29 protein-coding genes and 2 pseudogenes are annotated in these 26,705 nt (G+C 74.9%); 11 read left to right on the top strand and 20 right to left on the bottom strand.

The window, feature by feature from the left end:
- Positions 1 to 454: pseudogene (locus ACSNN9_RS18930) on the top strand (hypothetical protein); the annotation flags it as partial.
- 35 nt (positions 455 to 489) lie between these two features.
- On the opposite strand, the gene ACSNN9_RS18935 reads toward ACSNN9_RS18930, so the two are convergent.
- The 5 genes from ACSNN9_RS18935 to ACSNN9_RS18955 all read right to left on the bottom strand — a co-directional run bounded on the left by ACSNN9_RS18935 (position 490) and on the right by ACSNN9_RS18955 (position 4,966).
- A complete protein-coding gene (locus ACSNN9_RS18935) occupies positions 490 to 1,038 on the bottom strand; it encodes an ATPase (RefSeq protein WP_436674695.1) in 549 nt (182 codons plus the stop codon).
- 168 nt (positions 1,039 to 1,206) lie between these two features.
- On the bottom strand, positions 1,207 to 1,653 hold the full coding sequence (locus tag ACSNN9_RS18940; protein WP_357882723.1) for a response regulator: 447 nt from the start codon (positions 1,651 to 1,653) through the stop codon (positions 1,207 to 1,209).
- A gap of 70 nt (positions 1,654 to 1,723) precedes the next feature.
- Entirely contained in the window at positions 1,724 to 2,071 is a 348-nt protein-coding gene (locus ACSNN9_RS18945) for an STAS domain-containing protein (protein WP_436674696.1), read from the bottom strand.
- A gap of 85 nt (positions 2,072 to 2,156) precedes the next feature.
- On the bottom strand, positions 2,157 to 3,209 hold the full coding sequence (locus ACSNN9_RS18950; RefSeq protein ID WP_436674697.1) for a cobalamin B12-binding domain-containing protein: 1,053 nt from the start codon (positions 3,207 to 3,209) through the stop codon (positions 2,157 to 2,159).
- A complete protein-coding gene (locus ACSNN9_RS18955) occupies positions 3,206 to 4,966 on the bottom strand; it encodes a PP2C family protein-serine/threonine phosphatase (protein ID WP_436674698.1) in 1,761 nt (586 codons plus the stop codon). The genes ACSNN9_RS18950 and ACSNN9_RS18955 overlap by 4 nt, the downstream gene beginning before the upstream one ends.
- A gap of 206 nt (positions 4,967 to 5,172) precedes the next feature.
- On the opposite strand from ACSNN9_RS18955, the gene ACSNN9_RS18960 reads away from it, so the two are divergent.
- Entirely contained in the window at positions 5,173 to 5,571 is a 399-nt protein-coding gene (locus ACSNN9_RS18960; RefSeq protein WP_436674699.1) for an STAS domain-containing protein, read from the top strand.
- Positions 5,572 to 5,628: 57 nt separating this feature from the next.
- Positions 5,629 to 5,973, top strand: a complete 345-nt coding sequence (locus ACSNN9_RS18965; protein WP_436674700.1) for an STAS domain-containing protein — start codon at positions 5,629 to 5,631, stop codon at positions 5,971 to 5,973.
- 70 nt (positions 5,974 to 6,043) lie between these two features.
- Here the strand turns inward: ACSNN9_RS18965 and ACSNN9_RS18970 are convergent, their stop codons facing one another.
- Complete coding sequence (locus tag ACSNN9_RS18970) at positions 6,044 to 6,358, bottom strand: hypothetical protein (RefSeq protein ID WP_151454803.1); 315 nt, start codon at positions 6,356 to 6,358, stop codon at positions 6,044 to 6,046.
- A gap of 202 nt (positions 6,359 to 6,560) precedes the next feature.
- Between ACSNN9_RS18970 and ACSNN9_RS18975 the strand changes: the two genes are divergently transcribed.
- Both ACSNN9_RS18975 and ACSNN9_RS18980 read left to right on the top strand, forming a co-directional pair.
- Positions 6,561 to 7,544 carry a DUF2267 domain-containing protein gene (locus tag ACSNN9_RS18975; RefSeq protein ID WP_436674701.1) on the top strand — a complete coding sequence of 328 codons (984 nt, stop codon included), beginning with the start codon at positions 6,561 to 6,563 and terminating at the stop codon, positions 7,542 to 7,544.
- Between the two features lie 62 nt (positions 7,545 to 7,606).
- Positions 7,607 to 8,401, top strand: coding sequence for a spermidine synthase (locus tag ACSNN9_RS18980; protein ID WP_436674702.1), 795 nt, complete (start codon positions 7,607 to 7,609; stop codon positions 8,399 to 8,401).
- Between the two features lie 70 nt (positions 8,402 to 8,471).
- Here ACSNN9_RS18980 and ACSNN9_RS18985 read toward each other — a convergent pair whose 3' ends face one another.
- Both ACSNN9_RS18985 and ACSNN9_RS18990 read right to left on the bottom strand, forming a co-directional pair.
- Positions 8,472 to 9,773 carry an NAD(P)/FAD-dependent oxidoreductase gene (locus tag ACSNN9_RS18985; RefSeq protein ID WP_436674703.1) on the bottom strand — a complete coding sequence of 434 codons (1,302 nt, stop codon included), beginning with the start codon at positions 9,771 to 9,773 and terminating at the stop codon, positions 8,472 to 8,474.
- A 51-nt stretch (positions 9,774 to 9,824) separates the two neighbouring features.
- Positions 9,825 to 11,978 carry an amylo-alpha-1,6-glucosidase gene (locus tag ACSNN9_RS18990; protein WP_436674704.1) on the bottom strand — a complete coding sequence of 718 codons (2,154 nt, stop codon included), beginning with the start codon at positions 11,976 to 11,978 and terminating at the stop codon, positions 9,825 to 9,827.
- 169 nt (positions 11,979 to 12,147) lie between these two features.
- Here ACSNN9_RS18990 and ACSNN9_RS18995 point away from each other — a divergent pair, with 169 nt between their 5' ends.
- Positions 12,148 to 12,309, top strand: a complete 162-nt coding sequence (locus ACSNN9_RS18995) for a hypothetical protein (RefSeq protein ID WP_334609429.1) — start codon at positions 12,148 to 12,150, stop codon at positions 12,307 to 12,309.
- A 38-nt stretch (positions 12,310 to 12,347) separates the two neighbouring features.
- Here ACSNN9_RS18995 and ACSNN9_RS19000 read toward each other — a convergent pair whose 3' ends face one another.
- The 8 genes from ACSNN9_RS19000 to ACSNN9_RS19035 all read right to left on the bottom strand — a co-directional run bounded on the left by ACSNN9_RS19000 (position 12,348) and on the right by ACSNN9_RS19035 (position 18,504).
- Positions 12,348 to 12,881 carry a GNAT family N-acetyltransferase gene (locus ACSNN9_RS19000; protein ID WP_436674705.1) on the bottom strand — a complete coding sequence of 178 codons (534 nt, stop codon included), beginning with the start codon at positions 12,879 to 12,881 and terminating at the stop codon, positions 12,348 to 12,350.
- A 62-nt stretch (positions 12,882 to 12,943) separates the two neighbouring features.
- Entirely contained in the window at positions 12,944 to 13,384 is a 441-nt protein-coding gene (locus tag ACSNN9_RS19005; RefSeq protein ID WP_436674706.1) for a hypothetical protein, read from the bottom strand.
- Positions 13,381 to 13,674, bottom strand: coding sequence for a DUF6510 family protein (locus ACSNN9_RS19010; RefSeq protein WP_358092199.1), 294 nt, complete (start codon positions 13,672 to 13,674; stop codon positions 13,381 to 13,383). The genes ACSNN9_RS19005 and ACSNN9_RS19010 overlap by 4 nt, the downstream gene beginning before the upstream one ends.
- Before the next feature lie 20 nt (positions 13,675 to 13,694).
- Complete coding sequence (locus ACSNN9_RS19015; protein ID WP_436674707.1) at positions 13,695 to 14,429, bottom strand: ferredoxin reductase; 735 nt, start codon at positions 14,427 to 14,429, stop codon at positions 13,695 to 13,697.
- The gene (locus tag ACSNN9_RS19020) at positions 14,426 to 15,016 is read right to left on the bottom strand and encodes a sulfite oxidase-like oxidoreductase (protein WP_436674716.1); all 591 of its coding nucleotides are present in this window, start codon (positions 15,014 to 15,016) and stop codon (positions 14,426 to 14,428) included. Before ACSNN9_RS19020 ends, ACSNN9_RS19015 begins: the two co-directional genes overlap by 4 nt.
- A gap of 81 nt (positions 15,017 to 15,097) precedes the next feature.
- Positions 15,098 to 16,117, bottom strand: a complete 1,020-nt coding sequence (locus tag ACSNN9_RS19025; protein ID WP_436674708.1) for a TerC/Alx family metal homeostasis membrane protein — start codon at positions 16,115 to 16,117, stop codon at positions 15,098 to 15,100.
- Positions 16,118 to 16,343: 226 nt separating this feature from the next.
- Positions 16,344 to 17,333 (bottom strand): glycosyltransferase family 9 protein, encoded by a 990-nt coding sequence (locus tag ACSNN9_RS19030; RefSeq protein ID WP_436674709.1) that lies wholly within the window; start codon positions 17,331 to 17,333, stop codon positions 16,344 to 16,346.
- Positions 17,326 to 18,504 carry a glycosyltransferase gene (locus ACSNN9_RS19035; protein ID WP_436674710.1) on the bottom strand — a complete coding sequence of 393 codons (1,179 nt, stop codon included), beginning with the start codon at positions 18,502 to 18,504 and terminating at the stop codon, positions 17,326 to 17,328. The genes ACSNN9_RS19030 and ACSNN9_RS19035 overlap by 8 nt, the downstream gene beginning before the upstream one ends.
- Positions 18,505 to 18,577: 73 nt before the next feature.
- On the opposite strand from ACSNN9_RS19035, the gene ACSNN9_RS19040 reads away from it, so the two are divergent.
- Positions 18,578 to 19,744 carry a CaiB/BaiF CoA transferase family protein gene (locus ACSNN9_RS19040; RefSeq protein WP_436674711.1) on the top strand — a complete coding sequence of 389 codons (1,167 nt, stop codon included), beginning with the start codon at positions 18,578 to 18,580 and terminating at the stop codon, positions 19,742 to 19,744.
- 160 nt (positions 19,745 to 19,904) lie between these two features.
- On the opposite strand, the gene ACSNN9_RS19045 is transcribed toward ACSNN9_RS19040, so the two are convergent.
- Entirely contained in the window at positions 19,905 to 20,315 is a 411-nt protein-coding gene (locus tag ACSNN9_RS19045; RefSeq protein WP_436674712.1) for a DUF2267 domain-containing protein, read from the bottom strand.
- A gap of 153 nt (positions 20,316 to 20,468) precedes the next feature.
- Between ACSNN9_RS19045 and ACSNN9_RS19050 the strand changes: the two genes are divergently transcribed.
- A complete protein-coding gene (locus ACSNN9_RS19050) occupies positions 20,469 to 20,738 on the top strand; it encodes a DUF2795 domain-containing protein (protein WP_358092185.1) in 270 nt (89 codons plus the stop codon).
- A 78-nt stretch (positions 20,739 to 20,816) separates the two neighbouring features.
- The gene (locus ACSNN9_RS19055; protein ID WP_436674713.1) at positions 20,817 to 21,470 is read left to right on the top strand and encodes a DUF1345 domain-containing protein; all 654 of its coding nucleotides are present in this window, start codon (positions 20,817 to 20,819) and stop codon (positions 21,468 to 21,470) included.
- Between the two features lie 254 nt (positions 21,471 to 21,724).
- Here ACSNN9_RS19055 and ACSNN9_RS19060 read toward each other — a convergent pair whose 3' ends face one another.
- The 3 genes from ACSNN9_RS19060 to ACSNN9_RS19070 form a co-directional block, all read right to left on the bottom strand.
- The gene (locus ACSNN9_RS19060) at positions 21,725 to 22,390 is read right to left on the bottom strand and encodes a hypothetical protein (RefSeq protein WP_357883707.1); all 666 of its coding nucleotides are present in this window, start codon (positions 22,388 to 22,390) and stop codon (positions 21,725 to 21,727) included.
- Positions 22,391 to 22,494: 104 nt separating this feature from the next.
- A complete protein-coding gene (locus tag ACSNN9_RS19065) occupies positions 22,495 to 23,466 on the bottom strand; it encodes a pirin family protein (RefSeq protein WP_436674714.1) in 972 nt (323 codons plus the stop codon).
- Positions 23,467 to 23,689: 223 nt separating this feature from the next.
- A complete protein-coding gene (locus ACSNN9_RS19070) occupies positions 23,690 to 24,283 on the bottom strand; it encodes a hypothetical protein (protein ID WP_436674715.1) in 594 nt (197 codons plus the stop codon).
- A gap of 1,186 nt (positions 24,284 to 25,469) precedes the next feature.
- Between ACSNN9_RS19070 and ACSNN9_RS19075 the strand changes: the two genes are divergently transcribed.
- Complete coding sequence (locus ACSNN9_RS19075) at positions 25,470 to 25,811, top strand: hypothetical protein (RefSeq protein ID WP_357883115.1); 342 nt, start codon at positions 25,470 to 25,472, stop codon at positions 25,809 to 25,811.
- Positions 25,808 to 26,466, top strand: a pseudogene (locus tag ACSNN9_RS19080) (nucleotidyl transferase AbiEii/AbiGii toxin family protein). The gene ACSNN9_RS19075 and the pseudogene ACSNN9_RS19080 overlap by 4 nt, the downstream one beginning before the upstream one ends.
- Positions 26,467 to 26,705 lie beyond the last annotated feature (239 nt).

Consider the following 26,705-nt stretch of genomic DNA (forward strand, 5'->3'; position numbering starts at 1 on the left):
GGTGAGCCCGCCGCCCCGCCCCCGCCCGGTCGCCGGGCTCACCCAGGCGCAGATGGACAACGCCAAGGTGATCGTCGACGTGGGCGTCGAGCTGAAGATGCCGCGCCGCGCCCTGGAGGTCGCCGTGGCGACCGCGATGCAGGAGAGCCGGCTGTACAACCTCGCCAGCGACGTGCTCCCGGAATCCAGCCGGTACCCGCACCAGGGCAGCGGCTCCGACCACGACTCGGTGGGCCTGTTCCAGCAGCGCCCGAGCAGCGGCTGGGGCACGGTACGCGAGCTGATGCGCCCCTCGTACGCCGCGCGGGCCTTCTACGAGGCGCTGCGCGACGTCCCGGGCTGGCAGCAGATGAGCATCGCGGGCGCCGCCCAGGCCGTGCAGGTCTCGGCCTACCCCGACGCGTACGCCCAGCACGAGGAACTGGCCGGCACGGTCGTCGCCGCGCTGACCTGACGCGGCGGGGCCGCGCGCGACCCGGACCGGCGAGGTCAGCGGATTCCGGCGCGCCCGCCCGGCGGCTCGCTGGAAGCGTCGGCGCCGCCGCGCGCGGCGATCCGGGTCGCCGGCACCCCGCTGCCGGGCACCCCGGCCGCGGCGGTCGGGGTGTCGGCCGGCACCGGTTCGACGGTCAGCCCGTCGAGGATCCGGTCCACCCGGGCCTCGCGCCTGCGCCGGGCGTGCAGCGCCTCCTCGAAGTCCCGACGGGCCTGCACCGCCTCGGCGTAGACGCGCTCGCGCACCAGCCGGGCCTCCTCCCGGGCGGCGTCGAGCTCGACCCGCGCCCGGGCCAGAAGGTCGACCGCCTCGCGGTCGGCGTCGTCCGCGCCGCGCCGGGCCCGCTCCGCGTCGCCGAGGTCCAGCCGTTGGAGCAGGCCCCGCAGCGCCGTCGCCTCGTCACGGATCTCGTCCCATTCGCGCCCGGCCCGCGCGGCGCCCTCCGCCCGCGCGGCGAGCCGGGCCAACCGGACGCCCATCTCGTCCAGGCAGGAATCGACCTGCCGCTGGTCGTAGCCGGTCTCAACGACGGAGAACCTCATACTGTCGCCCCCCCCAGGCAGCTGATGCTTCCTTCCCCACCCTGGATCCTCGGCGCTGGGGGCGGCGGCGGAGGGGGTTCGGGAAAAATGTTCACCATGCGGACGCGCCCGGGGTGCCCGGGGCGGGACGCGGGGTGCCCGGGGCGGGACGATCCGCCCGAAGGCGCCTCAGGCACGCTTGGGGAGCACGACCACCCGGCCGAAGAACTCGTCGATCCGGCGCACCACGTCGTTGAAGTCGTCCAGGTCGATCGGCTTGGTGACGTAGGCGTTGGCCTGGAGCGTGTAGCTGCCCACGATGTCCGTGTCGGCGTTGGAGGTGGTCAGCACGACGATCGGGATGGTGCGCAGGTCCTCGTCGCTCTTGACCTCGCCGAGCACCTGCCGCCCGTCCATCCGGGGCATGTTCAGGTCGAGCAGGATGACGTCGGGCCGCCGGGCGTCGGTGTGCCGCCCCTCGCGGCGCAGGAACTCCATCGCCTCCTGGCCGTCGCTGACGACGTCGATGACCTTGTCGACGTCGGAGTCCGCGAGGGCCTCCTCGATCATCAGGACGTCACCCGGGTCGTCGTCCACCACCAGGATGCGAACCGGACTCGGGCTGTCTGCACCCATCACTACCTGCTTCGGGTCGGTGGAACGGAGAATCGCGAGGCGCTCTGTGCCGGCGGGAAAATCTAGCCCATCAGCCGGCGGACCGCGCCGTCGGGTCGGCCCGGTCGGACCGGTGCCGCAACACCTCGGCGAGCCCCGTCACCTGGAGTACGCGATCGACCCGGCCGGTGGCGCCGGTGACCCGCAGCCACCCCCCGTCGACGGCGACCCGGTTGTCGCCCCGGACGAAGGCGGCGATCCCGGTGGAGTCGCAGAAGGTGAGCTCGGTGAGGTCGATCAGCAGGCGGCGCTCGCCGGCGTCGACCAGCCGGTCTATGGCGGCGTTGAGTTCGGGCGCCGTGCTCAGGTCGAGTTCGCCGGCCAGCCGCAGGCGTGTCGCCCCGCCCTCGCGGTCGGCGTGCGTGACGGTGAACGTCACCCCTGGTCCCCTTCGCTCCACCGCAGGCGGACGCTTGCAGTGTGACAAGTATAAGCAGGGGCGCCCGACGGGGCCGCACCGGCGCTCAGCGCGCTGCGGCGTCGCCCGCCGAGGCCACGGACGAGCGGGCCGCCTCGAGGAACCGCGCGGCACGGGGGAAGTCGCGCAGGACCCGCCCGTAGTGTTCCAGAGTCACCCGCACGGTGGCGGCTGGCACCCCGCGACTGGTGAGGATCTCGACCAGCCAGTCGACGAACTCGGTGAAGAGCGAGGCGTCGTCGACGTAGAGCGCGGCGGCCAGGAAGTCCACGATGTACCCGAGGTCGCTGACGGTGGAGTCCAGCTGGCTGGGCGTGTAGTCGCGCGTGCCCGGGTCGTGGTCCCGCAGCGCCGCCAGCGCCTCGTCGATCAGCTCGCCGCGCCGCTTGACCAGGCTGGTGTACTCGTCGTCGGCCAGGTGGCTCAGCTCCGCCGGCGCGACGCGGCGCAGCGCCCGCTCGTCGGCGACCAGGTCGGCGGCGCTCGGGGCGTCGGGCGCCCAGGCGACGCCGAGCCGCCGGGCCCAGCGCCCGTCCACGCCGAACCCCCGACCCCCCACCACCACGGGTACGTCCACCCGGCGGCACGCCTCGATCATGCGGTGCGCGTGGGGCAGGCGCATCGGCAGCGCGCAGGCGAGCGCGACCGCGTGGGCGTCGTGCCGGTGCAGGTACGACACCAGGTGCGGGGCGGGGACGCTCGCGCCGAGGAAGGTGACCTGCCAGCCCCGCAGCCGCAGCACCTCGGCGACGAGCCGGGGCGGCAGGGCGTGCCACTCCCCGTCCATGCAGGCCACCACGACCCGACCGCGCGTCGGGCGCGGGTTCGCGTACGCGGCCACGGCCGCCACCACCCGTTCGCTGATGTGCGTCGCGGCGTGCTCCTGGGCGACGCTCCACTCGTTGCGCGCCCACCGCTCCCCCACCTCGGCCTGTGCCGGGGCGACCAGGTCGAGCAGCACCCGCTCGGCGGGCACGCCGGCCTCCAGCAGGCCGGTGGCCACCTCGATGGCGGCGTACTCGTCCGCCTCCTGGAGGCAGTAGAGGTATCCGGGCCAGGCGCCGGCCGGGGTGACCCCGGCGGCCGGGGCGGCGGTCACGGTCGGGTCCCCCTCGCCTCGGCGGTTCCGGTCGCGTCGGGCACCGCGTGCAGATGCCGGGGGGTACGCCCACCCGGGCCGCTCGCGCGCAGCGCGAGCACGGCGATGTCGTCGTGGTCGCCGTGGCCCAGCCAGTCGCAGGTCACCTGCTCGACGCGCTCGGCCAGAGCCGGGGCTGGCATCCGCTGGCAGCCGGTGACGGCGTGGACCAGCCGCTCCGTGCCGAACTGCTCGTTGCCGCGGCGGCCACCGCGCGCCTCGGTCACCCCGTCGCTGTAGAGCAGGCAGGTCTCGCCCGGCTCCAGCCGGACGGTCACCTCCCCGATGCGGGGATCGGGAACCACGCCGACCAGCATGCCCGACAGCGCAACGGGCTCGACCTCGCCGGAGCCGCGCAGCACCAACGGCGGCAGATGGCCGCCGCCGGCCATCGTCAGGGTGAGGCCGCCCTCGCGATGCGCGCGGACCACGCCCAGCACCATGGTCGCGAAACGCCCCTGCCCCTGCGCCTGGCTGGTCTCCAGCAGCGCGTCGTTGAGCAGCTTCAGCAGGCGCCCCGGCTGCGACTCGACCCGGTGCAGCGCCTGGAGGCACTGCCGCAGCTGGCCGGTGAAGACCGCCGCCTCGACGCCCTTGCCGGAGACGTCGCCGAGGAAGAACACCGAGCCGCCGTCGGCGAGCCGGTGCGAGCCGTAGAAGTCGCCACCGATGCGCAGGCCGGCCTGGGCCGGCCGGTAGGCGGTGCCCCACTGCACCCCGGTCGCCTCGGCCGGCTCCACCGGCACCAGGCTCGCCTGGAGCGTGTCGGCGACCTCGGCCTGGTCGCGGTAGAGCAGCGCCGTGGTCAGCGCGGCCCCGGCCCGGGCCGCGAAGGCACGGACCAGGTCCACGTCGGCCTCGTCGTACCAGCGGTCGACGCGCCGCGCGACCAGCAGCACGCCGGCCGGGGCGTCCCGACCGGGCAGCGGCACCACCCGCGCGCAGGCGTCCGCCGCCGTCATCCCGGGCAGCCAGCCGGCCTGCACGGCCTGCTCCGCCAGCCAGTCGACGGTGTGCGGTTCCACGCCGTCCAGCCCCTCGGTGATCGCCGCGGGCAGGTCGACGGCGGGCAGGACGCCGCTGTCGACCACCGGGGCGTCGTCGTCGCTGCGGGCGGCCCGCCACCAGCGGGGCCGCCCCGAACGGGGTGCCAGCACCAGCACCGCCACCTCGGCCAGCGTCGGCACGGCCAGCCGGACCACCGCCGCGGCGGCCCGGTCGGGGTGCAGCGGGTTGCCGAGCTTCTCGCCGACGACCGCCAGGAACGCCGAGCGGGCCCGCTCGGCGAGCAGGGCGTCGGCGCGGGTGACGCTCTCGGTGACGTCCTCGACGTACCAGCAGCAGCGGGCGGCCGACAGCGCCACCTGGCGCGCGCGCAGCCGTCGGCCGTGGTGCGTGAACTCGGCGCCGTCGGCCAGCCCGTGGATGCCGGCCGCCGCGAGCAGCTCGCCCTCGGTGACCTCGGGCAGCAGCCGCTCGGCCACCGGGCTGACGTGCCGGACGACGTCGTGCGCGTCGCAGACGACGAGGCCCTCGCGGAAGTGCTCGACGACCTCGGACCAGTCCGGCGCCGCGTGCTCCCGGTCGGCCGCGAGCGTGGGGAGCGCGGGTGCCGGGCGTGCCGCAGCGTCGGCCGACCACGCCGCGGCCCGGGCGGCCCTCGGTGTGGAGATCCGTCCGTCGCCGGGATCTGAGTCCCGGACGTCGGCAGCAGTCACCAGCTAAGCCCCACTCCTTGTCGGCACCCGTACCACCGTGAGGCGGCGCATGTGGTCAAATCTCTGACACCCACCCTACGCCCGTGTGCGGCGACCGCCACCCGACGCCCGTCGTGCGGTTGGCGATTCGCGTACCGGGCGGGACCTGCCGGGGGTTGTTACGATCCCCTCACCCTCCCCTCGGCGGCCTGCGGAAAGGCGTGATCGTGCTGTCCCACCGGAGCCATCCCGAGTCGACTCCGCTGAGCATGGAAGTCGACCGGTCGGATCCGGCGGCGCCGCTCATCCGGGTGGGCGGCGACCTCGCCTACACCACCGCCGGGCCGCTGCGCGCCGAGGTCGACCGGGTGCTCGCGGACGCCCCGCCGGCCCTCGTCCTCGACTTCGCCGACCTGCTCTTCATCGACAGCACCGGCCTCGGGGTGATCGTGCACGCGTGGCGCGAGGGGCAGCAGTGCGGCACCGCCCTCCGGCTGCGTGCCGTGCCCCGGTTCCTGGCGACGATCCTCGACATGACCGGCGTCACGGGCCTGCTCGCCCGGCCGCTCGACGAGGGCCCGATGGCGGCGGAGGGTGCCACCGGGCACCCCGCCGGCATGGCCTGACGCGATCCGCCCGCCCCCCGGCTTTGCACCCGGGCCCGCGGCTGGGAACATGGGCGTATGCCCGCCCAGCTGTTGACCATCGAGGTGACCCGGCTCGACGCCGGACGCGCCCGGCTCCGGCTGTCCGGTGAGCTGGACTTCGACACCGCCCCGGAACTCGTCGCCGCCGCCGCCGAGCTGCGCCGGGACGGCTACCAGGAGCTCCTGTTCGACCTGAGCGCGGTCAGCCTGTGCGACTCGTCCGGGCTCAGCGCGTTCCTGACCGCCCACCACGGCGGCACGGGCGCGATCCGGCTCTGCGGGGTCGGTCCCCAGCTCCAGCAGCTGCTCGACCGCACCGGTCTGGTCGAGCTGCTCGCGGTGGAACGCGCCACCGACGGCGCCAGCCGCCGGGCGGTCTGAGCCGGCCGCGTCCTGCGGGCGAGGGGTGGCCCCCGACCCTGGGACCAGGGGCCGGGGGCCGGAGTGAGGATCAGGGCGCGGTGAGCGGTTGCAGCCGGGGCCCGGTCGTACGCCGTTGCCCCGTCGTCGGCGGCTCGGCGTCCTCCGGCGGCCCGGAATCGGGAGTCTGGAAGAGATAGCGGACGAACACCCCACCCGCCTCGTTGTCGTCCGCTCCGGGCCACTGCCCGATGCAGTCCACCCCGACCACCTCACGACCCGATCCGTCGCCTTCCTCCAGCAGCGCCCACAGGCTTACCGGATAGCAGCGGGTGTCCTCGGGCGAGAGACGCCAGCGGGCGTACCAGCCGGGTCGGGCGGGAACGATCTCGACGATCCTCTTCATCACGACCTGTCCTTCCGCGTTCTCGGAAGTTCTCCGGTCCGCTGCGATCGTCGGCTCCCGCCGGGTGAGCGCCCCTCACCCCCGCCGGATGAAGCTCTCCCGGGCGTCGCCGGCCCGGCCGTCGGCGTCCGTTTCGGTGCCGGCGACGGCGGGAAGGCGACCGGCGGAAGCGAGGGAACACCAGCGGAAGCGAGGTGTCACCATGCGCAAGCAGATGGAGGGCGACAACCAACGCCGCCGCGCGTTGGCCCGCCAGGCCCGCGAGCGCGGCATGCAGGCCAGCGAGACGGGGGCCAGCCTGAGCGCCTCCAAGCAGCTCACCCACCTGGAGCAGGGCAAGCGCGCCGGTCCGCCGCCGGCCGGCAGCCGCCACAAGCCGGACAGCGCCCGGGGCGGGCCGGCGCCACCACCGACGGCGGGCGTCGCGGAGTCCCCCCGTCCCCTGCCGGACCAGGGGCCGGGCGCGCCGGACGGGACTCCGCTGGGCTACCACGCGCTGGTCGACGACGTCGTGCGCCGTACCGGGGCCGACTTCAGGACCGCCAAGGTGGGTGTCGAGGCGACCGTGCTGGTCCTCGCGTTCGCCCTTGGCGAGGCGGAACGCCGACGGCTGCTGGCGGCCGTGCCGACGAAGCTGCACGACGTCCTCCCGGTGGACGGCATCAGACGACGTCAGGACCTGCCCGGCTTCCTGGCCGAGGTGGGCCGGATCAGCGGCCGTACCCCGGAGCAGGCCCGCTACCAGGCGGAGGCGACCGTCGCGGCGCTGGCCGACCACGACGGCGACCTGATCGAGTCGCTGCACGTGCCGGACGGCCTGCGGGACCTGCTGGAGCCGCCGGCCGTCGGTGGCGGGGTGGTCGGCGCGGCCAGCGCGACGCCCCCGCTGCACGAGGTGGACCTGCGCGAGGCGCTCAGCGAGCTGCCGTACTGGTCCGGCGACGGCGAGTCGCTGTCGCGCACCGTGGAGCTACCGGCGGACAACCTGGACCGGGTGCTGGACCGGATCGACCGGCTGCGGCAGGAGACCGGGCGCGGCCCACGGATCGGCCGCCCGGACCCGACCACCGCCGTGCTGACCGTACGGTCCCGACAGGCCGGCGCGGTGACCGCGATGGACGTGGACCTCGCCCACGCCGTCGACGACGCGATCGACGAGGCGGGCGCCGGGATGGCGGCCGGCTGACCGGCGCACGGGCCGGCGGGCGCCCACCCGCCGGCCCGCCCCGGCTCGGCTAGCCTGCCGGGATGGACTCCCCCGACACGCCCCGGCTGGAGCTGGTCGTCGACCCGGCCCGCCCCACCGGGCGTACGCTCCTCGCCGCCGGCGTCGAGCAGTCCTACGTGGACGTGGCCGACCCGCGTCACCTGCACTTCGAGTACGTGCGGCGGATGGCCGCCGTGGCCGACCTCGCGGCGCCGCCCGGCCGCCCGCTGGACGTGCTGCACCTCGGCGGCGGCGCGCTGACCCTGCCCCGCTACCTGGCCGCCACCCGGCCCGGCTCGCCGCAACTGGTCGTGGAGCGCGATCCGGCCGTGGTCGACCTGGTGGCGCGGGAGCTGCCGGCGCTGCCCGCCGACGTCGAGGTGCGGGTAACCGACGCCCGGGAGGCGCTGGCCCGGGCGCCCTCGGCCGGCTACGACCTGGTGCTCGCCGACATCTACCGGGCGGCGCGGATGCCCGCCCACGTGCGCAGCGTCGAGTTCGTCGCGGAGGTGACCCGGACGCTGCGCCCCGACGGCGTGCTCCTGGTCAACGTCACCGACCTGCCGCCGCTGGTCTTCGCCCGGGTCCAGGTGGCCACCCTGCGGGCGGTCCTCGCCGACGTCTGCCTGGTCGCCGACCGCCGGATGCTGCGCGGGCGGCGCTACGGCAACGTGGTGCTCGCCGCCGCGCCGCGCCCCGGGCGGCTGCCGGTGGCCCGGCTCTCGGCCCGGGCCGCGCGGGATCCGGTGCCCGGCGGCGTGCTGCACGGGGCGGCCCTGGACGCGTTCGTCGCCGGCGCCCGGCCCGCCACCGACGCCGCCCTCGTCCCGCGCTGAGCCACCCCCGGCCGCCCTCGCCCCGCGCCGGGCCCCTCGTACTTCCGCCCCCGAAGACCGGGTGGGCGGGTCAGCGGGCCCGGACGGCCACCTCCGGCGAGGAGCTCTCCAGCGGGACGGCGTTGGCCGGGACCAGGCCGAGTTGCACGGCCGGGCGCGGCAGCGCGGCGTCGAGCAGCCAGTCGCTGCCCACCCGGATCCGGTTGCCCGGCATCGCCAGCAGGTGGTAGCCGCGGGTGACCGCCTTGGCGGGCAGCCCGGACAGCGACACCTTCAGCGGGTTCGCCGCCGCGTCCTTGCCGCCCAGGTCGACCACCCAGCCCAGGTCGTGGTGCTTGTACGGCCTGCGTCGCCCCTGCCCGTAGGAGGCGGCGATGTTGTGCGCGGCCAGTTTGCCCTGCCGCTGCGCGTGCTGGGCCGTCATGGTGCAGATCTGCCCGGGCCGGGCCAGGTCCGGCACGGCGGCCGCGTCGCCGCAGGCGTACACCTCGGGGAATCCGGGGACGCCGAGGTACTCGTCGACGACCAGGCGGCCCCGCTCGGTGCGCAGCCCCAGCTCGGCGACGAACGGGTCGGGACGCACGCCGACACACCAGACCAGGGTGCAGGTGGGCACGTACTCGCCGTCGGTGAGGGTGACCCCGTCGGCGGTGGCCACGGCCACCGAGGTGCCCATCCGCACGTCCACGCCCCGGCGGCGCAGCACCCGGTCGGCGGTGTCCGACATCCGCTTGTCCAGTTCCGGCAGGACCCGCGGCGCGACGTCGAGCAGCATCCACTTCGGGCGGATCTTGAGCCGGGGGCGCTGGGAGACCAGCTCGTCGGTGAAGAGCTGGCCGTGCGCGGCGACCTCGGTCCCGGTGTAGCCGGCGCCGACGACCACGAAGGTGGCGCGCGCCTGCTGCTCGGCCGGGTCCTCGGTCTGCTCGGCCAGCTCGATCTGCCGGATCACGTGGTCGTGCAGGTAGAGGGCCTCGGGCAGGCCGCGGAAGCCGTGGGCGTACTCGGTCACGCCGGGGATCGGCAGCAGCTTGTTGACGCTGCCCACGGCCAGCACCAGCCGGTCGTACGCGATCCGGTTGCGGTCCCCCTCCGGCTGGGTGAAGCCGACCCAGCGGTTCTGCAGGTCGACGTGGTCAGCCTCGCCGATCAGCACCCGCACCCCGTCGAGGGTCCCGGTCAGCGGCACGGAGATCCGCCGGGGCTCGACCACGCCGGCGGCCACCTCGGGCAGCAGCGGCAGGTAGAGGAAGTAGTCGGTGGAGTTCAGCACCACGATCTCGGCCCGGCCCCGGGCCAGCCGGCTCAACGTCTTCGCCGCGTGGTAACCGGCGAACCCGGCCCCCACGATCACCACACGAGGTTTCGTCATTGCGGCCCCGTTCCCACCCCCGGGCGGGACAAACGTGGCGGGTCGGACGATTCAGCACTCGGCCAGCCGGACGTGCCCGGTCCGCCCGACGGCCTCCACCTCCCAGCAGCGCCCGAACGCCCGCACCCGCTCGGCGGCGATGCGCCCGATCTCGGGCGGGATGTCGGGATCGAGGACCAGCCGGCCGCCCACCGGGTTGATGTCGAGCATGGCCCGGACCAGGGCCAGCGGCGTGCCGGTGGCCCACGCCTGTGGGCTGCACGCGGTCGGGTACGGCACGGCGAACAGCAGCCGCTCCCGGGGGAACCCGCTGATCGCCTCCGGCAGGCGGTGGCCGAACTGCTCGGCCGCCTCCAGCAGGGCCAGGCTGATCCGGTTCGCCTCCGCGCGGTAGCCGTAGCGGGCCATGCCGAGCACCGCGAGCGAGTTGTCGTGCGGCCAGACGGTGCCCAGGTGGTAGCCGAGGGCGTTGTAGAGCCGGTCGTCCCAGGAGAGGGTGCGGATGCCCCAGCCGGTGAACATGTCGTCGGCCATCAACTGCCGCACGACCGTCCCGGCCCGCTCCGGCGGCACGATCCCGCTCCACAGCAGGTGCCCCATGTTGGAGGTCTTCGAGTCGATGGGATTCTTGTCGCCGTCCAGCCCGACCGCGTAGAAGCCGCCCCGGTCGTCGATCCAGTAGTCGCGGTTGAACCGCTCGTACAGCGAGGCGGCGTCGGCGCGCAGCCGACGGGCGAGACCGGGGTCGGCGAGCGGGCCGTCGGCCAGCTCGGCCAGCCGCAGCTTCGCGTCGTAGGTGTAGCCCTGCAGGTCGCTGGTGGCGATCGGCAGCACCGGGATGCGGCCGTCGGCGAAGCAGACCCCGTCCGGGGAGTCGCGCCAGCACTGGTTGCCCAGCCCTTCCGGGGAGCGCGTCGCGTACTCGACGTAGCCGTCGTCGTCCCGGTCGCCGTACCGGTCGATCCAGTACAGCGCGGCGAGCGCGTTGTCGCGCAGGAAGCGGACGGTCTCGTCGTCGCCGGTCCACCGCCAGTACTCCGAGAGCAGGACCAGCCAGAGCTGGGTGGCGTCCGCCGAGCCGTAGTACGGCCCGTACGGCTTGACCCCGGTGCGGGTCAGCTCGCCGCTGCGCACCTCGTGCAGGATCTTGCCGGGCTCCTCGTCGGTGAAGTCGTCGCACTGCTCGCCCTGCAACCGGGCCAGGGTCAGCAGCGCGCCCTTGGCCAGCGCCGGGCCGGCGACCAGCGTCTGGTAGGCGGTGATCAGGGTGTCCCGGCCGAAGACGGAGAGGAACCAGGGCAGGCCGGCACCGGGGAGCATGATGCGCTGCCCCTTGACCTCCAGGTCCAGCCGCAGGGCCGCCAGGTCGTCGCGGGACTGCCGGACCGTCCGTTCCAGGGCCTGGTTGTCGCTGCGCAGCACCGCCCGCCCGAGGGTCCAGCGGCGCACCGGGTCGTCGGCCCGCCGGTGGAACACGTCGGCGATGTCGCCCCGGACCGGCTCCACCACCCCCATCCCCGGCGGCAACGGCACGTGCAGGTCGAGCTGCCACTCCTCCCGGCGCGTCAGGGTGACGTCCCAGACCAGCTCGTCGCCCTCGACCCGGTCGGCGGGCCGGGAGCAGCAGACCCGGGTCTCGGCGGCGAAGTCTCCCCGCGCGTAGGAGAAGCACAGTTGCGAGCCGTCCGGCGCGTGGCTGCGGGTGATCTCCGCGGAGCGGTCCCGGACCCCGGACTTGACCTCGAACAGGTCGGCGAAGTCGGCAACCACGGCCAGCCGCAGCTCCAACCGGACCGGCTCCGGCCTGAACGACACCAGCTCCACCCGCTCGTGGAAGCCGTCGCCGACGTACCGCAGCCGCCGGATGCCCAGGCTGTCCGGCGGCAGGCCGGGTTGGGCGGGATTGGTCAGCACGTACTGGGCCGAGTAGTGGTCGACGGTCTCGGCGCGCAGCACCAGCAGCTGCTCGCCGTTGAGGGTGAGCACCCAGCCGCTGAGCAGCCGGGTGTCCAGGTGCACCAGGCCGCCGATGCTGCCCGGCGGCACGTCCCCGCAGGGGTCGGAGTACATGAAGGTCGGGCCGCTGAGTACGGCGATGGAGTCCGGGCCGAGCTCGGGCGGCATGGCCCGCTGGTCGCCGGTCTCCCGGGCCTCGGCCCGCAGGCCCGGCGTGGGGTCGGCCGGGGTGGGACGCACGACAGCCATGGCTCCACCGTAGGAAGGCCGTCGCCCTGCGTCATCACCCGCGGCGGGTGAGAGCGACCTGGACCGGCCCGGGGGCCGCCGCGGGTCACCCGGGGCGGGTGGGTGCGCCTCACCCGCCCCGGCGGCACGGTGGTGCTCCACCGTTAGCCGAGCGACGGGAGGACAGCGCATGAGCACCCCGATGTCGAACGATCAGCGACAGCCGATCTACCTGCGGCAGAGCGGTCGCAGGCAGCTCACGCCCCGGCAGCGCCGGCGCGTCGAGCAGAAGCAGGGACGCTTCGAGCGCCTCGGCGTCCAGCGGGCCGAGGCGCGCCGGCCCGGGCGCTGACCCGGCGGCCGGTGGCGGTCGCGACGGCCGCCACCGGCCTACGTACCGGCGGGGGACGGCGCGGTGATCGCCCACCGTTCGTGGTCGCGCCACGCCCCGTCGATGAACAGGTAGTCCGGCGAGTAACCCTCCAGCCGGAAACCGAGCTTGCGGGCCACCCGGCGGGACGGCTCGTTGCCCGGCTGGATGTTCGCCTCCAGCCGGTGCAGGCCGAGCGTGTCGAAGGCGTGCCGGACCACCAGGCCGATGCCGGCGGAGGCGTGTCCGGTGCCGCTGTAGGGCAGGAAGGCGGCGTAGCCGAGGTAGCCGCCGCGCAGCGCGCCCATGAGGATCCCGCTGATGTTCACGTAGCCGGCGATCGCCCCGGACTCCCGGTCACAGATCAGGTAGCCGGCGTGGTCCCGGCGGCGGATCTTGCGCAGGTACGCGGCGTACCGCGCCGGGTCGTCGGGGGCGGCGAGCCAGGGATGGTGCAGGTCCCGGCTGCGCCGGGCCGCCGCGACGAACTCGGCCTCGTCGGTCGGCCGGGGCCGGCGGATGGCGGCCGGACCCGCCGTACGCAGATACCTCACGGCGAACCACTGTCGCCGGGGGCGCCGCCGTTGTCCAGCGGGTTGCGGGCGCGCCCTGGCCCTCACGGAGCGGCCGGCCGGTCCGCCCCGTCGCCGACCCGCTCCAGCGTGTAGTGGACGGTCTGGGCGACGATCCAGCCCTGCTCGATGAGGAACGAGTCCGCCCCGTCGCGGACCCGCACGCCCGCGATCTCCGCCGTCCACTCCAGGAACGCCACCCGGCCCTCGACCAACCGGTTCGTGTACACGTACCGGGCGCCGGGCAGCTCCTCCTCCAGCAGCCGCGCCAGCTCCCCGACGCCCGCGTGCCCGCGGAACACCCCCCGCCGCTCCAGGACCACGCACGACGGCGACACGTTGCGCGCCAGGTCCTCCGCGAACCGGTGCTCGCCGGCCAGCCGCAGGTGGTCGTCGAACACCTCCCGCGCCGACCGCGCCCGCAGGGCCTCGTCCGCCACCCGACCCGCGTCCGGTCCGGCCGCGGCGCCCTCCCCCGCCGTCACAGCGGACCCGGGTACGGCTGCTGCGGCGGCATCGGCACCCGCAGGAAGGTTGCCCCGCGCAGGTCCAGCCAGGCGTGCTCGGGCGAGCGGACCAGCCGCAGCATCACCTCGGCGCAGTTCGGGCAGCGGCCGACGAGGCCGGGCGCGTGCGGGTAGACCCGCAGGCCGGCCACCGGGCCGAGCATCCCGCAGTGCTCGCACCGCCCGGCGGCGGTGCTCAGGTCGACGGCGAACAGCTCGCGCAGCGGGCCGTCGAGCATGTTGCCGTCCAGGTACGACGTGTCGGTCATCGGGCGCTCCTCCTCGATGCTCAGCCGGTGGGGCCGAACCGTTCGGTCCGCACCCGCAGGCCCTGGTGGCCCAGCCCGACCAGCAGGTCCGCCACCGTCTCCACGAACCCCGTCGGGCCGCAGACGTAGCAGAGCGGCTCCAGCTCGGGCGGCCAACCGTGGGCGACGACGTCGGCGGGCCCGATCCGGTGCGGCTCGCTCCGCCAGCCCGGCGGCGCCTCGCGGGTGTACACGTACGTGACGTCCAGGCCCGGGTCGTCGCGGACCCGGCGGCGCAGCTCGTCGGCGTAGATCACGTCGGCCGGTGTGCGCACCGAGTAGAGCAGCCGGAACGGCGCCCGGCTGCCGGCGGCCCGGCGGGCGCGGACCATCGCCATCAACGGCACGACGCCCGACCCACCGGCCACCAGCAGCACCGGGGCGGTCTCCTCCGGCCGCCAGACGAACCAGCCGCCGACCGGGCCGCGCACCTCCACCGGGTCGTCCTCGGCGTAGACGTCGATCAGGTACGGCGACACCTCGCCGTCGGGCACCCGCTGCACGGTCAGCGTGATCCGGTCGGCCTCGGCCGGGCCGGCCAGCGAGTACGACCGCGCCGCCTGGTAGCCGTCGGCGGCGGTCAGCCGCACGTCGACGTGCTGCCCGGGCAGGTGCCCCGGCCAGCCGGGCGCCTCCAGCACCAGGGTGTGCGCGAGCGGCGTCTCCACCCGGCGCTCGCGCAGCCGGGCCACCCGCCAGCGCAGCGGGGCGGTCAATCGCCCTGGTACCGCTGCTCACGCCACGGGTCCCCGTAGTCGTGGTAGCCGGCGGTCTCCCAGAACCCGGGCTGGTCCTCCGTGGTGAGCCGGATGCCGCGCACCCACTTGGCGGACTTCCAGAAGTAGAGGTGCGGCACGAGCAGCCGGGCCGGGCCGCCGTGTTCGGCCGGCAGCGGGGCGCCGTCGTACCGGTGCGCGATCCAGGCCCGCCCGCCGCGCAGGTCGGCCAGCGGCAGGTTCGTGGTGTAGCCGCCGTACGAGTGGGCCTGCGCGTACCGGGCGCCGGTGTCGACGCCCTCCAGCAGCGTGTCCAGGGAGACCCCCTGCCAGTCGGTGTTCCGCTTCGACCAGCGGGTGACGCAGTGGATGTCCACGGCCGGGGTCTCCTGGGGCAGCGCCATCAGCTCGTCCCAGCTCCAGCGGAACTCGGCGCCGGACTCGGTGGAGACGACGAACTCCCACGTCTCCAGCGGCACCCGTGGCGTCGGGCCGGCGGAAAGCACCGGGAAGTCCTGCGTCAGGTACTGCCCCGGCGGCAGGGCCGGCTCCGCGGAGCGGGGCCGGCCCTGGAAGCCCGGTGACACGATTCCCACCCGTCAGTCGTACCACCCGGGGTGGGGCGGCGAGTCGCGGTCGGCTGGAACCGCACCGCGACGGGTGACGCCTCAGCGCCGCTCGACCACGATCTCCTTCTCCTTCCCGCTGGCCTTGCTGGTGGCCCGCAGGCTGGTGAGGGTGACGATCACCAGGACGCCGATGATGACGCCCAGGGAGGCCAGGGTCGGGATCTCCGGCACGCCCTTCCAGATGCCGTGCGCCCAGTGCAGGCCGAGCTTGACGCCGATGAACGCCAGGATGATCGCCAGGCCGTAGCTGAGGTGCACCAGCCGGCTGAGCGCGGCGTGCAGCACGAAGTAGAGCGCGCGCAGCCCCAGCAGGGCGAACGCGTTGGTGGCGAAGACCAGGTACGGGTCCTCGGTGATGCCGTAGACGGCGGGCACGGAGTCGACGGCGAAGACGATGTCCGTGGCGAGCAGCGCCGCCACCACGAGGGCGAACGGGGTGAGCGTCCGCCGGCCGGAGATGCGGACGACCATCTTCGGGCCGTGGTAGTCCTCGGTGACCGGCATGAACCTGCGCAGCAGCTTCACCGAGCGCATCTTGTTGATGTCGACTTCCTGCTCGTGCCCGGTGACGGCGTCGCGCAGCAGCTTCGCCGCCGTGAGCAGCAGGATGATCGCGAAGAGCAGGAAGGCGAAGTCCAGGGTCTGCAGGGCCGCCGCGCCGATGGCGATGAACACCGCCCGCAGCAGGAGCGCGCCGGTGATGCCGTAGAGCAGGGCCCGCTGGGCCAGCTCGGCCGGCACCGCGAACGCGGCCAGCAGCAGCATGAAGACGAACAGGTTGTCGACCGAGAGGGACTTCTCCACCAGGTAACCGGTGAGGTACTCCACGCCCTGGTTGGAGCCGAAGCGGGCCCAGATCCAGGCGCCGAAGGCCAGCGGGAGGGCGATGTAGAAGGCGGACCAGCCCAGCGCCTCCCGCATCGACACCTCGTGCGGCTTCCGGGTGACCAGGAAGTCCAGCACCAGCAGGGCGATCACGGCGGCGATGGTGACGCCCCACAGCGTGGGGGTGCCGACCGACTGGAGACCGGTGGCAGCAAGATATGGCAAATCGGACATGGAGCCTCCTCGAACACCCTGTCATGTTCGAGGTCTCCTTCACCCACTTTTCGTGGGCAGCCACCCGAGGCGTGCTCCGGGCACGCCGTACTGACCGGGATGGCTCGTGGGAAGTACTCCCCTCGTCGCGACAAGGTTAGGGCAGGCCCGTGGGCTCGGCAAACGGGGCACGCCAGATCACACGCGCACGGTGTGGTACGGGCCGTCGAGCGGCTTTCGCCCCAGCTCAGCGGGCGGTGACGGCGGCGAGCACGGTTGCCACGTCGAGGTCAGTCATGCACGCCGGGCCGGCCGCGTCGAGCGGGCAGCGCGCGTCCCACCAGCAGGGCTGCTCGGTGATGGCGGTGGGGCGCCGGTACCCGCAGCCGGGCAGGCCCTGGAGGTCGGTGCCGCCCATCCCGTACCGCCGGGCGTCGGTGGGACCGAACAGCGCCACGGTCGCGGCGCCGGTCGCGGCGGCGAGGCGCACCGGGCCGGTGTCCGGCCCGACCACCACCCCGCCGCGCCGGCGCAGCGCCGCGAACTGGCCGGCGAGGGTGGGCAGGTCGCAGCGGGGAAGCGGCACCCCGACCGGCGCGGCGGGGTCGACCGGGCCGACGGTGAGCACCGGGTGTCCGCGCCGGGTCAGGGCGAGGGCCAGCCGGTGCCAGTACCGGTCCGGCCAGCGCTTGACCGCCATCCCCGCGTCCGTGACGAGCGCCACCGGCGGCGCGAGGGGCTCCCCCACCAGCCGCGCCACGGCCCGCTCCCCCGCCCGCAGGGCCTCGCCGCCCAGGTGCACCCGGGGCCGGGCGGCCCGGTCGGCCGCGTCGAGCAGGCCCTCGGCGCAGAGGATCTCCAGGTAACGGTCGCCGACCGGCTGCTCCGGCGGCGGATCGCGCCACAGGTTCGTCACGGCCCGCCCGGCGCCGGCCTCGAGCAGCTCGGGGATGCCGTCGTAGCGGGTGGTGGCGACCGCCAGGTCCGGCCGGGTGGCCGCGAGCGCCTCGACGACCGCCTCCCGCTCGGCGCCCGGCCGGCCGTGCCGGGGCGTGCGCACCTCGGCGACCGCCGGGTCGGCGCGCACCAGGTCCGCCCCGGGGTCGTGGGTGAGCACCCGCAGCCGCGCGCCGGGGTTGCGGCGGGCCAGGCCGTGCACCGCCGGCAGCAGCATCAGCAGGTCGCCGATCCCGCCGAGCAGGTCGACCACCAGGATGTCCGCGTACCGCTCAGGCATCGGCGCGCCCCAGGGTGCGGACGTAGAGGTCACGGTGCGCGGCGGCCACCCTCGGCCAGGAGTACGCGGCGGCGAAGGCCCGCCCACGCTCGGCGAGCCGGCGGCGCAGCACCGGATCGGCGAGCAGCCTGCCCACGGTGCGTACGATCGCGGCGCTGTCGCGGCGGGCGCCGATCACCGCCACGGCCCCGCTGCGGTGTGGCCCGTCGTCGCCGGCGTCGGGCTCCGTCACGGCGGTCGGCACGCCGTGCGCGAGGGCGGCGAGCAGGGCCCCGCTCTTCGTGCTCACCCCGGCGGTGAACGGCAGCACCACCACGTCGGCGGCGTGCAGCGCGGCGGAGACCCGGTCGGCGGGCAGGTGCCCGGTGAACGTCACCGCGTCGGCCACCCCGCACCGCTGCGCCAGCCCGGTCAGCTCGGCGCGGAACGCCCGCGCCTCCTGCTCGGGCAGTGCCTGCGAGGCGAACCCGCCCACCACCACCAGCCGCAGGTCGGGATGGTCGCGGCGCAGCTCGGGCAGCGCCTCGATCAGGTACCGCAGGCCCTTCACCGGGTGCACGAAGCCGAAGAAGGCCAGCAGCGGCGCGCCCTGCGGCAGGCCCAGCTCCGTCCGCAGGCGCGCCCCCGCGGTGGGCGCGCCGACGTGGTCGACGACGTTCGGGGCGATCGGGATGTGCGTGGCCGCCCGGCCGGTGCGCGTCCGGACCACGTCGCCGTGGCCGCGGTTCGTGACGATCACGGCCGCGCTGGCCGGCACCAGCCGGCCGGACTCGCGGTCCCAGCAGCGGGCCCGCTCCACCGCCGACCAGAGCCGCCCCGGCAGCCAGCCGGGGCAGGCCCACCAGCCGTACTCGTGCAGGGTGGTGACCAGCGGCACCCGCCGGGGCAGCCGCCACGGCAGCAGTCCGGGCTGCCCCGAGAACCGGTACGCCGACGGGGCGAACTGCACGTGCACCACGTCGGGGGCCAGCTGGCGGACCCGGCGGGCGGCCTGGGCGGTGGCGACCCGCCAGCGTCCCCGCTCGGCGTCGGGCCGTACCGGCACCGGGGTCGCCTCGACGCCGACGCCGGCGAGCGCCTCGACGAGGTGCGTCACGTAGTCGCTGACGCCGTCGGCGTCGGGCCGACCGGGACCGTGCAGCATGGCCACCCTGATCCGGTCGTCGACCACGCCACCTCCCGCGTCTCGGCGGGCGGGTTCCCGACCCCTTACGACGCAAACGCGCCTCGCCTAAGGTGTGCCGATGACCGAGGACGTCCCGGCCGGCCCGCTGGCCGGCGTACGGGTGGTCGAGCTGGCCGGCATCGGTCCCGGCCCGTTCGCCGCGATGATGCTGGCCGACCTGGGCGCGGACGTGGTCCGGGTGGACCGGGCCACCGACGTCGACCCGGACGCGTTCGGCACCCCGCACCCGGACCTGCTCAACCGGGGACGCCGCTCGGTCGGGGTCGACCTGAAGTCCCCCGGCGGCCGGGAGGTGGTGCTGGCCCTGGTCGCCGGCGCCGACGCGCTGGTCGAGGGGTTCCGCCCGGGGGTCACCGAGCGGCTCGGCATCGGGCCGGCGGACTGCCTCGCGGTGAACCCCCGGCTGATCTACGGGCGGATGACCGGCTGGGGGCAGGACGGCCCGGCGGCCCCGTACGCGGGGCACGACATCGGCTACGTGGCGTTGACGGGCGCGCTGCACGGCATCGGCCGGGCCGGCGAGCGCCCGGTGCCGCCGATGAACCTGCTCGGCGACTTCGGCGGCGGCGGGATGATGCTCGCCCTCGGCCTGGTCTCCGCCCTGTACGCGGTGCGCGGCGGCGCGCGGGGGCAGGTGGTCGACGCGGCCATCGTCGACGGCGTGGCGGTGCTCAGCACGCAGATCCACGCGCTGCGCCGGCTCGGCATGTGGCAGGACGCGCGCGGGGTGAACCTGCTCGACGGCGGCGCACCGTTCTACGACACCTACGAGTGCGCCGACGGCCGGCACCTGGCGGTCGGCGCGCTGGAGCCACGGTTCTACGACGAGCTCGTCCGGCGCACCGGCTTCCCGCTGCCCCCGGACGAGGCGCTGGACCGCACCGACCCGGCGAACTGGCCGGAGCTGCGCCGGTCGTGGGCACGGCTGTTCCGCACCCGGACCAGGGACGAGTGGACGGCGCTGCTGGACTCCTCGGACGCCTGCGTGGCGCCGGTGCTGGACTGGCGGGAGGCGCCGGACCATCCGCACCTGGCCTCCCGGGGCACCTTCGTGCGGCGGGACGGGGTCATTCAGCCGGCTCCGGCGCCCCGCTTCTCGGGCACCCCCACCGCGCTGCGCCGCCCGCCACCCCAGCCGGGCGAGCACACCGACGAACTGCTGGCCGAGGCGGGCTTCGACCCGGAGCGCGTCGCTGGTCTGCGCGCCGCCGGCGCCGTCGCCTGACCGGCCGGCGCCGCCCCGGCCGGCACCGTCAGGCGGCCGGCACCATCAGGCGGCCGGCGCCGCCACGGCGGACGGGCACGGACGGGCGGTGGCCGGTGGACGACGGGCACAGACGGGCGGTGGCCGGTGGACGGCCGGCACGGACGGGCGATGGGTGCGGTCAGGAGCGGCGCAGGGTGGCGCCCGGCGCCATGGCGGGCTCGACCAAGTCCCGGTAGTCGCGCGGGAGCTGGACCACCACGTCGTCGAACTCGCCGCCGCTGATCGCCTCGCGCAGCGTGACGAAGACCGCCCGGGCGGCGTCCCGCGCGGCGGGCTCACCCACCCCGGCCCGGACGGCGACGCGGGCGACGAACTCGGCCGCGCCGAACCGCTCCGCCGACTCGGTGCGCGGGCTCGGCTTCAGCACGAGCTGCAGCGGCCGGGGCAGTTGGGCGGCCAGGTCCAGCACCTCCCCGCCGGTCAGCCGCTCGGCGAGGGTCTCCAGCGTCGCCCGGGTCAGCGCCACCGCCTGATCCGAGGAGGTGCGGGTGCGCTGGGCGACCTGGTCGACGAAGGTGTCGTAGTTCATCCGGGCTCCTTGGGCTGCGTCGGGGCCTGCGCGTACCCGCCGGCGTGGCCGGGAAACGGTGGGGATTTCCGCGTCGGGCGGCGCGTGACGGCCCCCCGGGCGGGTAACCGCCGCCGGTCGTGACCCGATCGATGCCCCGGAGGAGCCGACACCATGGCGAGTTACGCCGACGTGCTGCAGTACCTGTCGAGCCTGGACTACCCGGCCGAGAAGGACGACGTGGTACGCGAGGCCGAACGGGAGGGCGCCCCGCCGGACGTGCTGCGCGCGTTGCGGGCCCTGCCGCCGGTCGACTACGCCAACGGCAACGAGGTGGCCCGCTCCGCGGGCATCGAGGCGGCCCCGGAGGTCGACCCCGCCCAACGGGCGGCGCAGGCCCGGGACAAGCACCAGCGGGTGTCGCAGCACCTGCGCGGCATCTGAGGCCTTGCCACCCTGGGCCGGCAGCGTGCCCGGGCCGAACCGCGGCACCCGCGCCGGGCGGGACCGCGCCGGTGACGGATGACGACCCACCGGCCGGCCGGGCACACCCCGGCCGCGGTCCAGCTCACCGTGATGGGCGTGATCGGCCTAGTGGTCGGCGGGCTCACCGCGCTGGCCGCCACGCCGGCGCTGGCGCCGCTGGCCGGCTGGGACGCCGCCGCGCTGAGCTGGCTGGTGCTGGTCTGGCACAAGCTGTGGCCGATGGACGCGCGGCAGACGGCCCGGTTGGCGGTGTACGAGGACCCCAACCGGGCGGCGCGTGACGCGCTGCTGCTCGCCGCCTGCCTGGCCAGCCTGCTCGCCGTCGGCGTCGTGGTGACCCGGGCGCACGGCGGATCCGCCGCGCCGGCCCGCAACGTCTACGGCGGGCTGGGCGTGCTGAGCGTGCTGCTGTCCTGGCTGGTGGTGCACACGGTGTTCGCCGCCCGGTACGCGCGGATCTACTACACGGGGCCCGACGGTGGGATCGACTTCAACCAGCCCGAGCCGCCCCGCTACTCGGACTTCGCCTACCTGGCGTTCACCGTCGGGACGACGTTCCAGGTCTCCGACACGGCGCTGACCAGCAACGAGATGCGCCGGACGGCGCTGCGGCACTCGATGGTGTCGTACCTGTTCGGGGCCTTCATCATCGCGGTCACGGTGAACCTGCTGGCCGGCCTGGCGCGATGAGCGGGTGCCTGGCGAGGTGGCGGCGCCCTGCGAGAGGGCGGGAGCGCCGGACAGGCGGGGGCCCCGGTCGCGAACCGCGACGGGGGCGCCACGCAGAACCTGTCCGGTGGCCGGTCGGGCCCGAACCGGGCCGCGACCACCAGGCGGTCGATGTACGCCCGAACCGGGCGGGCATCTGTGCCGCGACCATCATACGATGAAACATCATCCGTTCGGCTGATTACGCCGTAAGTGTGGGCCAGCCCACCGCGGCGTCAGGCTGCCAGCTCCGCGTACCGCTTCTCCAGGTCGACCCGGGCCAGCGCCCCCACCAGCCAGGCCAGGCGCTCGGACTCGCCGCTGCCGGCCAGGCCCGCCAGGTCGTCGGCGGAACGGCCCAGCCCGAGCCTGCGGGCCGCGACGAGCGCCCTGCGGTCGGCTACCGGCGCCACCTCCCGCCACAGCGCCTGGGCCTCGCGCAGGAACAGGTCCACCACCTCGGCGTCGACCCCGGGCAGCTCGGTGAGTAGTTCCCGCTCCCGGGCCGGGTCGTGGTGGGCCACCGCGCGCAGCCGGCGCAGGTCTCCCCGGTAACGCTCCACCACGGCGCGGGCCAGGTCGCCCAGGGTGTCGGCGAGCGCGTCGACGTCGCCGCGTTGGCCGCTGTCGCGCAGCACGCGGACCCGGTCGGCGTGCAGGGAACGGGCCAGCCGGGCGGCGCTGTCCCAGCCCGCGGCGGGCAGGGCGTGCGCGCTGTCCACGGCCCGCCGGAAGTCACCCCGGCGGGCCAGCAATACGGCGAGGCAGAGCACCTGGAACAGGCTCGACGGGTTGTTGATCACGCGGAAACCGTACTGCTCGGCGAAGCCGCGCCCGCTGCCGGCGAGCCGGCGTACCAGGCGTTTCCTGTCCTCGACGCGGGAAGTGGCTGTGGTCGGCATGCCGGCGACTACCCGCGCCGCGCCCGACCACGCCTGCCCGCCTCAGCCGCGCCTGCCCCGTTCCGGTCGATGCCCGCCTACCCCGTTCCAGTCGCCTGCCGGCCTCAGCCGCGCAGCCCGCCGCTGCGGTCGCGCGCCTTGAGGCGGGTGGTCGGCAGCGCCGGGGCGGGCAACGGCGGGGCGGGATCGTCGGCGACGACGCCGAAGCGCCGCCCGGCCATCCAGTCCTCCCGGGCGGCGGCCACCTCCTCGTGCGAGCGGCCGACGAAGTTCCACCACATCACCAGCGGCTCCTCGAACGGGGCCCCGCCGAGCAGCAGCAGCCGGCTCCCCGGCTCGCCCGTCAGGGTGAACCGCTCCCGGCCCGTGCCGAGGTGGAGCAGCGCCCCCGGGGCGATCGGCACCCCGTCGACCTCGGCGGCGCCGGACATGGCCAGCAGCCCGTACTCGAAGTCGGGACGCAGCGGCAGCGTGGCCGGCGCGGGCCCGTGCAGCTCCACCTGCGCGCCCAGCAGCGGGGTGTAGGTCAGGGCCGGGGACCGCTCGCCCGCGAGCTCGCCGACCAGCAGGGTGACGTCCAGCTCGCCGTCGCGCCAGCGCGGCAGGTCGGCGTGGTGGGCGAAGTCGGCGTCCCCGGCGCGGGCCGGGTCCGGCAGCGCCACCCAGAGCTGCACGCCGTGCATCAGCGGCGGATGCCGCTCGGGCGACCGCTCGGAGTGTGCGATGCCGTGCCCCGAGGTCATCACGTTGAGCTGGCCGGGGCGGATCGGCTGCACGTTGCCCAGGCTGTCGCGGTGCAGGATCTCCCCGTCGAGCAGCCAGGTCACGGTCTGCAGGCCCGTGTGCGGGTGCGGCGGCACCTCCATGCCTGGCCGCTCGGACACGTCGTCCGGGCCGAAGTGGTCCACGAAGCACCACGCGCCGACCATTCGCCGCTGTCGCTGCGGGAGCAGCCGACGAACGGTCGTGTAGCGACCCAGCGGCACGTCGTGGCCCGGCAGCAGGACGCTGTCGGGATCGGCGGTCGCCACGCCGGGTGGTCGGGTCTCCGCGGGCATCTTCTCGGTACGCTCCACGGCCCGACTGTACGCCCGGGCAAGGACCCGAGGCCGTCGGCCGCCCACCGCCCATTCGGCTCCGCCCCAGCTCCGACCGGCTCCGCCATGCGTCGCTTACACGCGCACCCGACTCCGGCTTACTTCCGGCTGGGCTCACTTCGACTCCGACTGCGGCTCCGGACATGCCGCTGGCCGGCACCCCGGGTGCGGGTGCCGGCCAGCGGCGTCATTCCTTGCGGGGTCAGCTGTTCCAGTGCTCGGCGACGAGGTCGGCGGCCTGCTGTTCCCACTGGGCGTAGTGGTCGGGGTAGGCCGAGACCTGCACGGTCTGGGCGGCCTCGGTCAGGGGCATGTCCTGCCACCCGTCGACCTGCTTCAACGCCTTGAGGAACGCCGTGGTCGCGTACTCGGGGTCGGTGATCTGCTCGACGGTGCCCCAGCCCGAGGTGGGGCGCTGCTGGAACAGGCCCTGCGAGTCGTGGTCGTTGCGCTCACCCAGGTGACCCAGGTTCTCCAGCTTCGACTCCTGCAACGCGGTCGCGATCGACACGACGGCGGCGCGCTCGTCCATGCCGGTCTTCTTCGTCGCCGCGATGATCGCCTTGACGTTGCCGACCTGCTCGTCGGAGAGTTCGATGCGCGACTGCGCACCCTGCACACCATGCGGCACCAGCTTCGCCTTGTCGACCGACGGCTTGTCGGCCTGCACGGCCACCGCCACCGGCATCGACTCCACCGACGGGGCCGCGTGGGCGGTCGCGGGACCGGCGAACACACCACCGGCAAACGCCAGACCAGCAACACCAAGAACGCTCTTACGAATGAACGTGTTCATCACAGATGCTCCATTCGGGGGTCGGCACCCACACCGAAGGGGGATTCGGCTGTGTGGGTGCAAGCACCGTCCGGCGCTCAAGAAGCTCAAGGGGAAGTTCTCTCCGGCGCATCGCCGAAGGAAAGACCAGGTCGGCCGGGTTGGCCGGGAGTTCAGGTCGGCCGTGTCGGCCGGGGATCGGGCTGTTCGTGGGGCGGGGGGTTGCCCTCACGTCGGCCGGACCATGTGTAACGACCGCCGGCCCGCCATCATTCCGGGGCCCCACCATCCGTGGAGCGGTGCGGTCCTGCTCGGTCGTACGCAGGGTGTAACGACCCCACCCCGGCCACGATTCCGCCCCCACGATGCAACCGGCCACACCCCGAAACCGCACACCGACCCCGATCGGGGACCCGATGACGCCGGCCCGCCCATGCGGCACCGGACACCCATGACGCAACCGGACACCAGACACCGTCGGCTCGACGGGTGGAGCGGTCGGGATCTTGGTACCAAAGGGCCTGCGGCGGGGCGGTTTCGTAGCAGGAGCCACCGGTGCCGCCGAGCGGCTGTGCACCTTGGCCCTCGCACCGGTAGCTCATGATCGGTTGATGCTCTGCCGGGCTCCGCGCTGCCCTCCGCCCGGGCCGACATCAACGGATCATGGGACGCCGGCCTTGGACCGACCGGCCGCGATCAGGACGTCATGACCCCACGACGGCCCGGGAAACGTCAATGCCGCCCTGATCACTGGACACTACGGGTGCAGGCGGCGCTACGAGTGCAGACGGGCGGGCTGCGACGCAACGGATCCAGGCGGGCGGGCGGACGCTAGCGGTGCACCCAGGCATGCCCCTGGGATGGAGAGTGAGCCGAGGACGGCGAGCGGGCGCCGACGGGGTGTGGCCCGCCGTGCCCGGCGCAGGGATCAAGCCTGACCGCCCGGAGCCGGGTACGGCCCCCCCCCCACCCCAGCACGACGGACCCGCAACCCACCCGACGCCCGCAACCGCCCGACGCCCCCACCACGACGGACACGCAGCCAGCCCACGCCAACCACCACCACGAAACCGGGGCACCGGGGCACCGGGGCACCGGGGCACCGGGACACCGGGACAGCGTCAACCCACCCCGACCTGCCCCGCACGCCACGACACCCGGCGAAAGCGCGATCCCGAGCGGCCCGACCTGGGGTTACCCTGACAGCATGCAGGCCCTCTCCCCCGCTCCGACCCGCGCGGCCCATCTGGCCCGCCCGGGCCGGCCCGCCGTGGTGGCCCGCACGCTCGCCGAGCTCACCGGCCCCACCCGTGGCGTGGTGGAGCTGCCGGTGCGGCTGATGTGGAACGCCGACCGCACCTTCGACCTGGGCGATCCGGACGAGCTGCTCTGGATGTACGAGAACGTGCTGCGCGAGACCACCCGCGCGGAGGACCTCCGGCTGCTCATCAACGGGCGCACGCTGCGCCGGGTGTGGCGGCTGCTCAACCTGCCCCGGGGCGTACGCCAGGCGTGGGAGAGCCGCCACCGGGGGCTGCGTACGGCGTGAGCGAGGCGCACCCGCACGAGTTCTACCGCGAGGTGGCCCGGGTGGCGCTGTCCGCTGCCGGGCCGTACCGGTTCGTGCTCGGGGGCGGGGTGGCCTGGGCCGCGCACGGGCTGGTGACCCGCCCGACGGAGGACGTGGACCTGTTCGCGGACGTGGAGGGGGGCGCCCCGCGGCGGCGGACGGGGTGCGGACGGCGCTGGAGCGGGCCGGGTTCGAGGTGACCGACGCCGACCCGGACAGCGAGCTGGCGGAGCTGTTCGACGGGTTCGACCGGGACCTGAGGGACTTCGTGGTGAGCCGGGACGGGCGGCTCATCCGGCTCAGTCTGGCTCGCCTCGACCGGCACCGCAGCCCGGTGGTGATGGACCTCGGGCCGGTGATGGACGTGCGGGACCTGATGGCGAACAAGACCGCCGCCCTGGTCAACCGGCGGGAGGTGCGGGACTACATCGACGTCGCGGCTGCCCTGGAGCACCACGACGTGGCGGAGCTGCTGGAACTGGCCCGCCAGCTCGACCCGGCCCTGGACGAGGAGGACGTCCGGGCCGCCGGCCGCTACCTGGACCGGCTGCCGGACCGCCGGTTCGCCCGCTACGGGCTGGACCCCGCAGCCGTCGCCCGGGTTCGCGCCCGCCTGGCCCCTTGGCCCCGCTGACTTACCCGCACACCCCACCCATGCTCCGCACCCCGCACCCCCCGCGTCGATCATGCACTTCGGGTGGGCGGGAAGTGACGATCCTTCCCTTTTGCGGGGCACCACAAGTGCATGATCGACGCGGACCGGCGACGCGGGCCGGCGACGCGGGCCGGCGAGGCGGACCGGCGGCGCGGGGCCAGCGGGCCACCAGCGCCGGGTCAACGGGGTTGAGGGCAGGGCCGAGGGCAGGGCGGGAG

Origin of the sequence: Micromonospora sp. URMC 107, assembly GCF_051386315.1 — a bacterium.
Taxonomy (GTDB): domain Bacteria; phylum Actinomycetota; class Actinomycetes; order Mycobacteriales; family Micromonosporaceae; genus Micromonospora.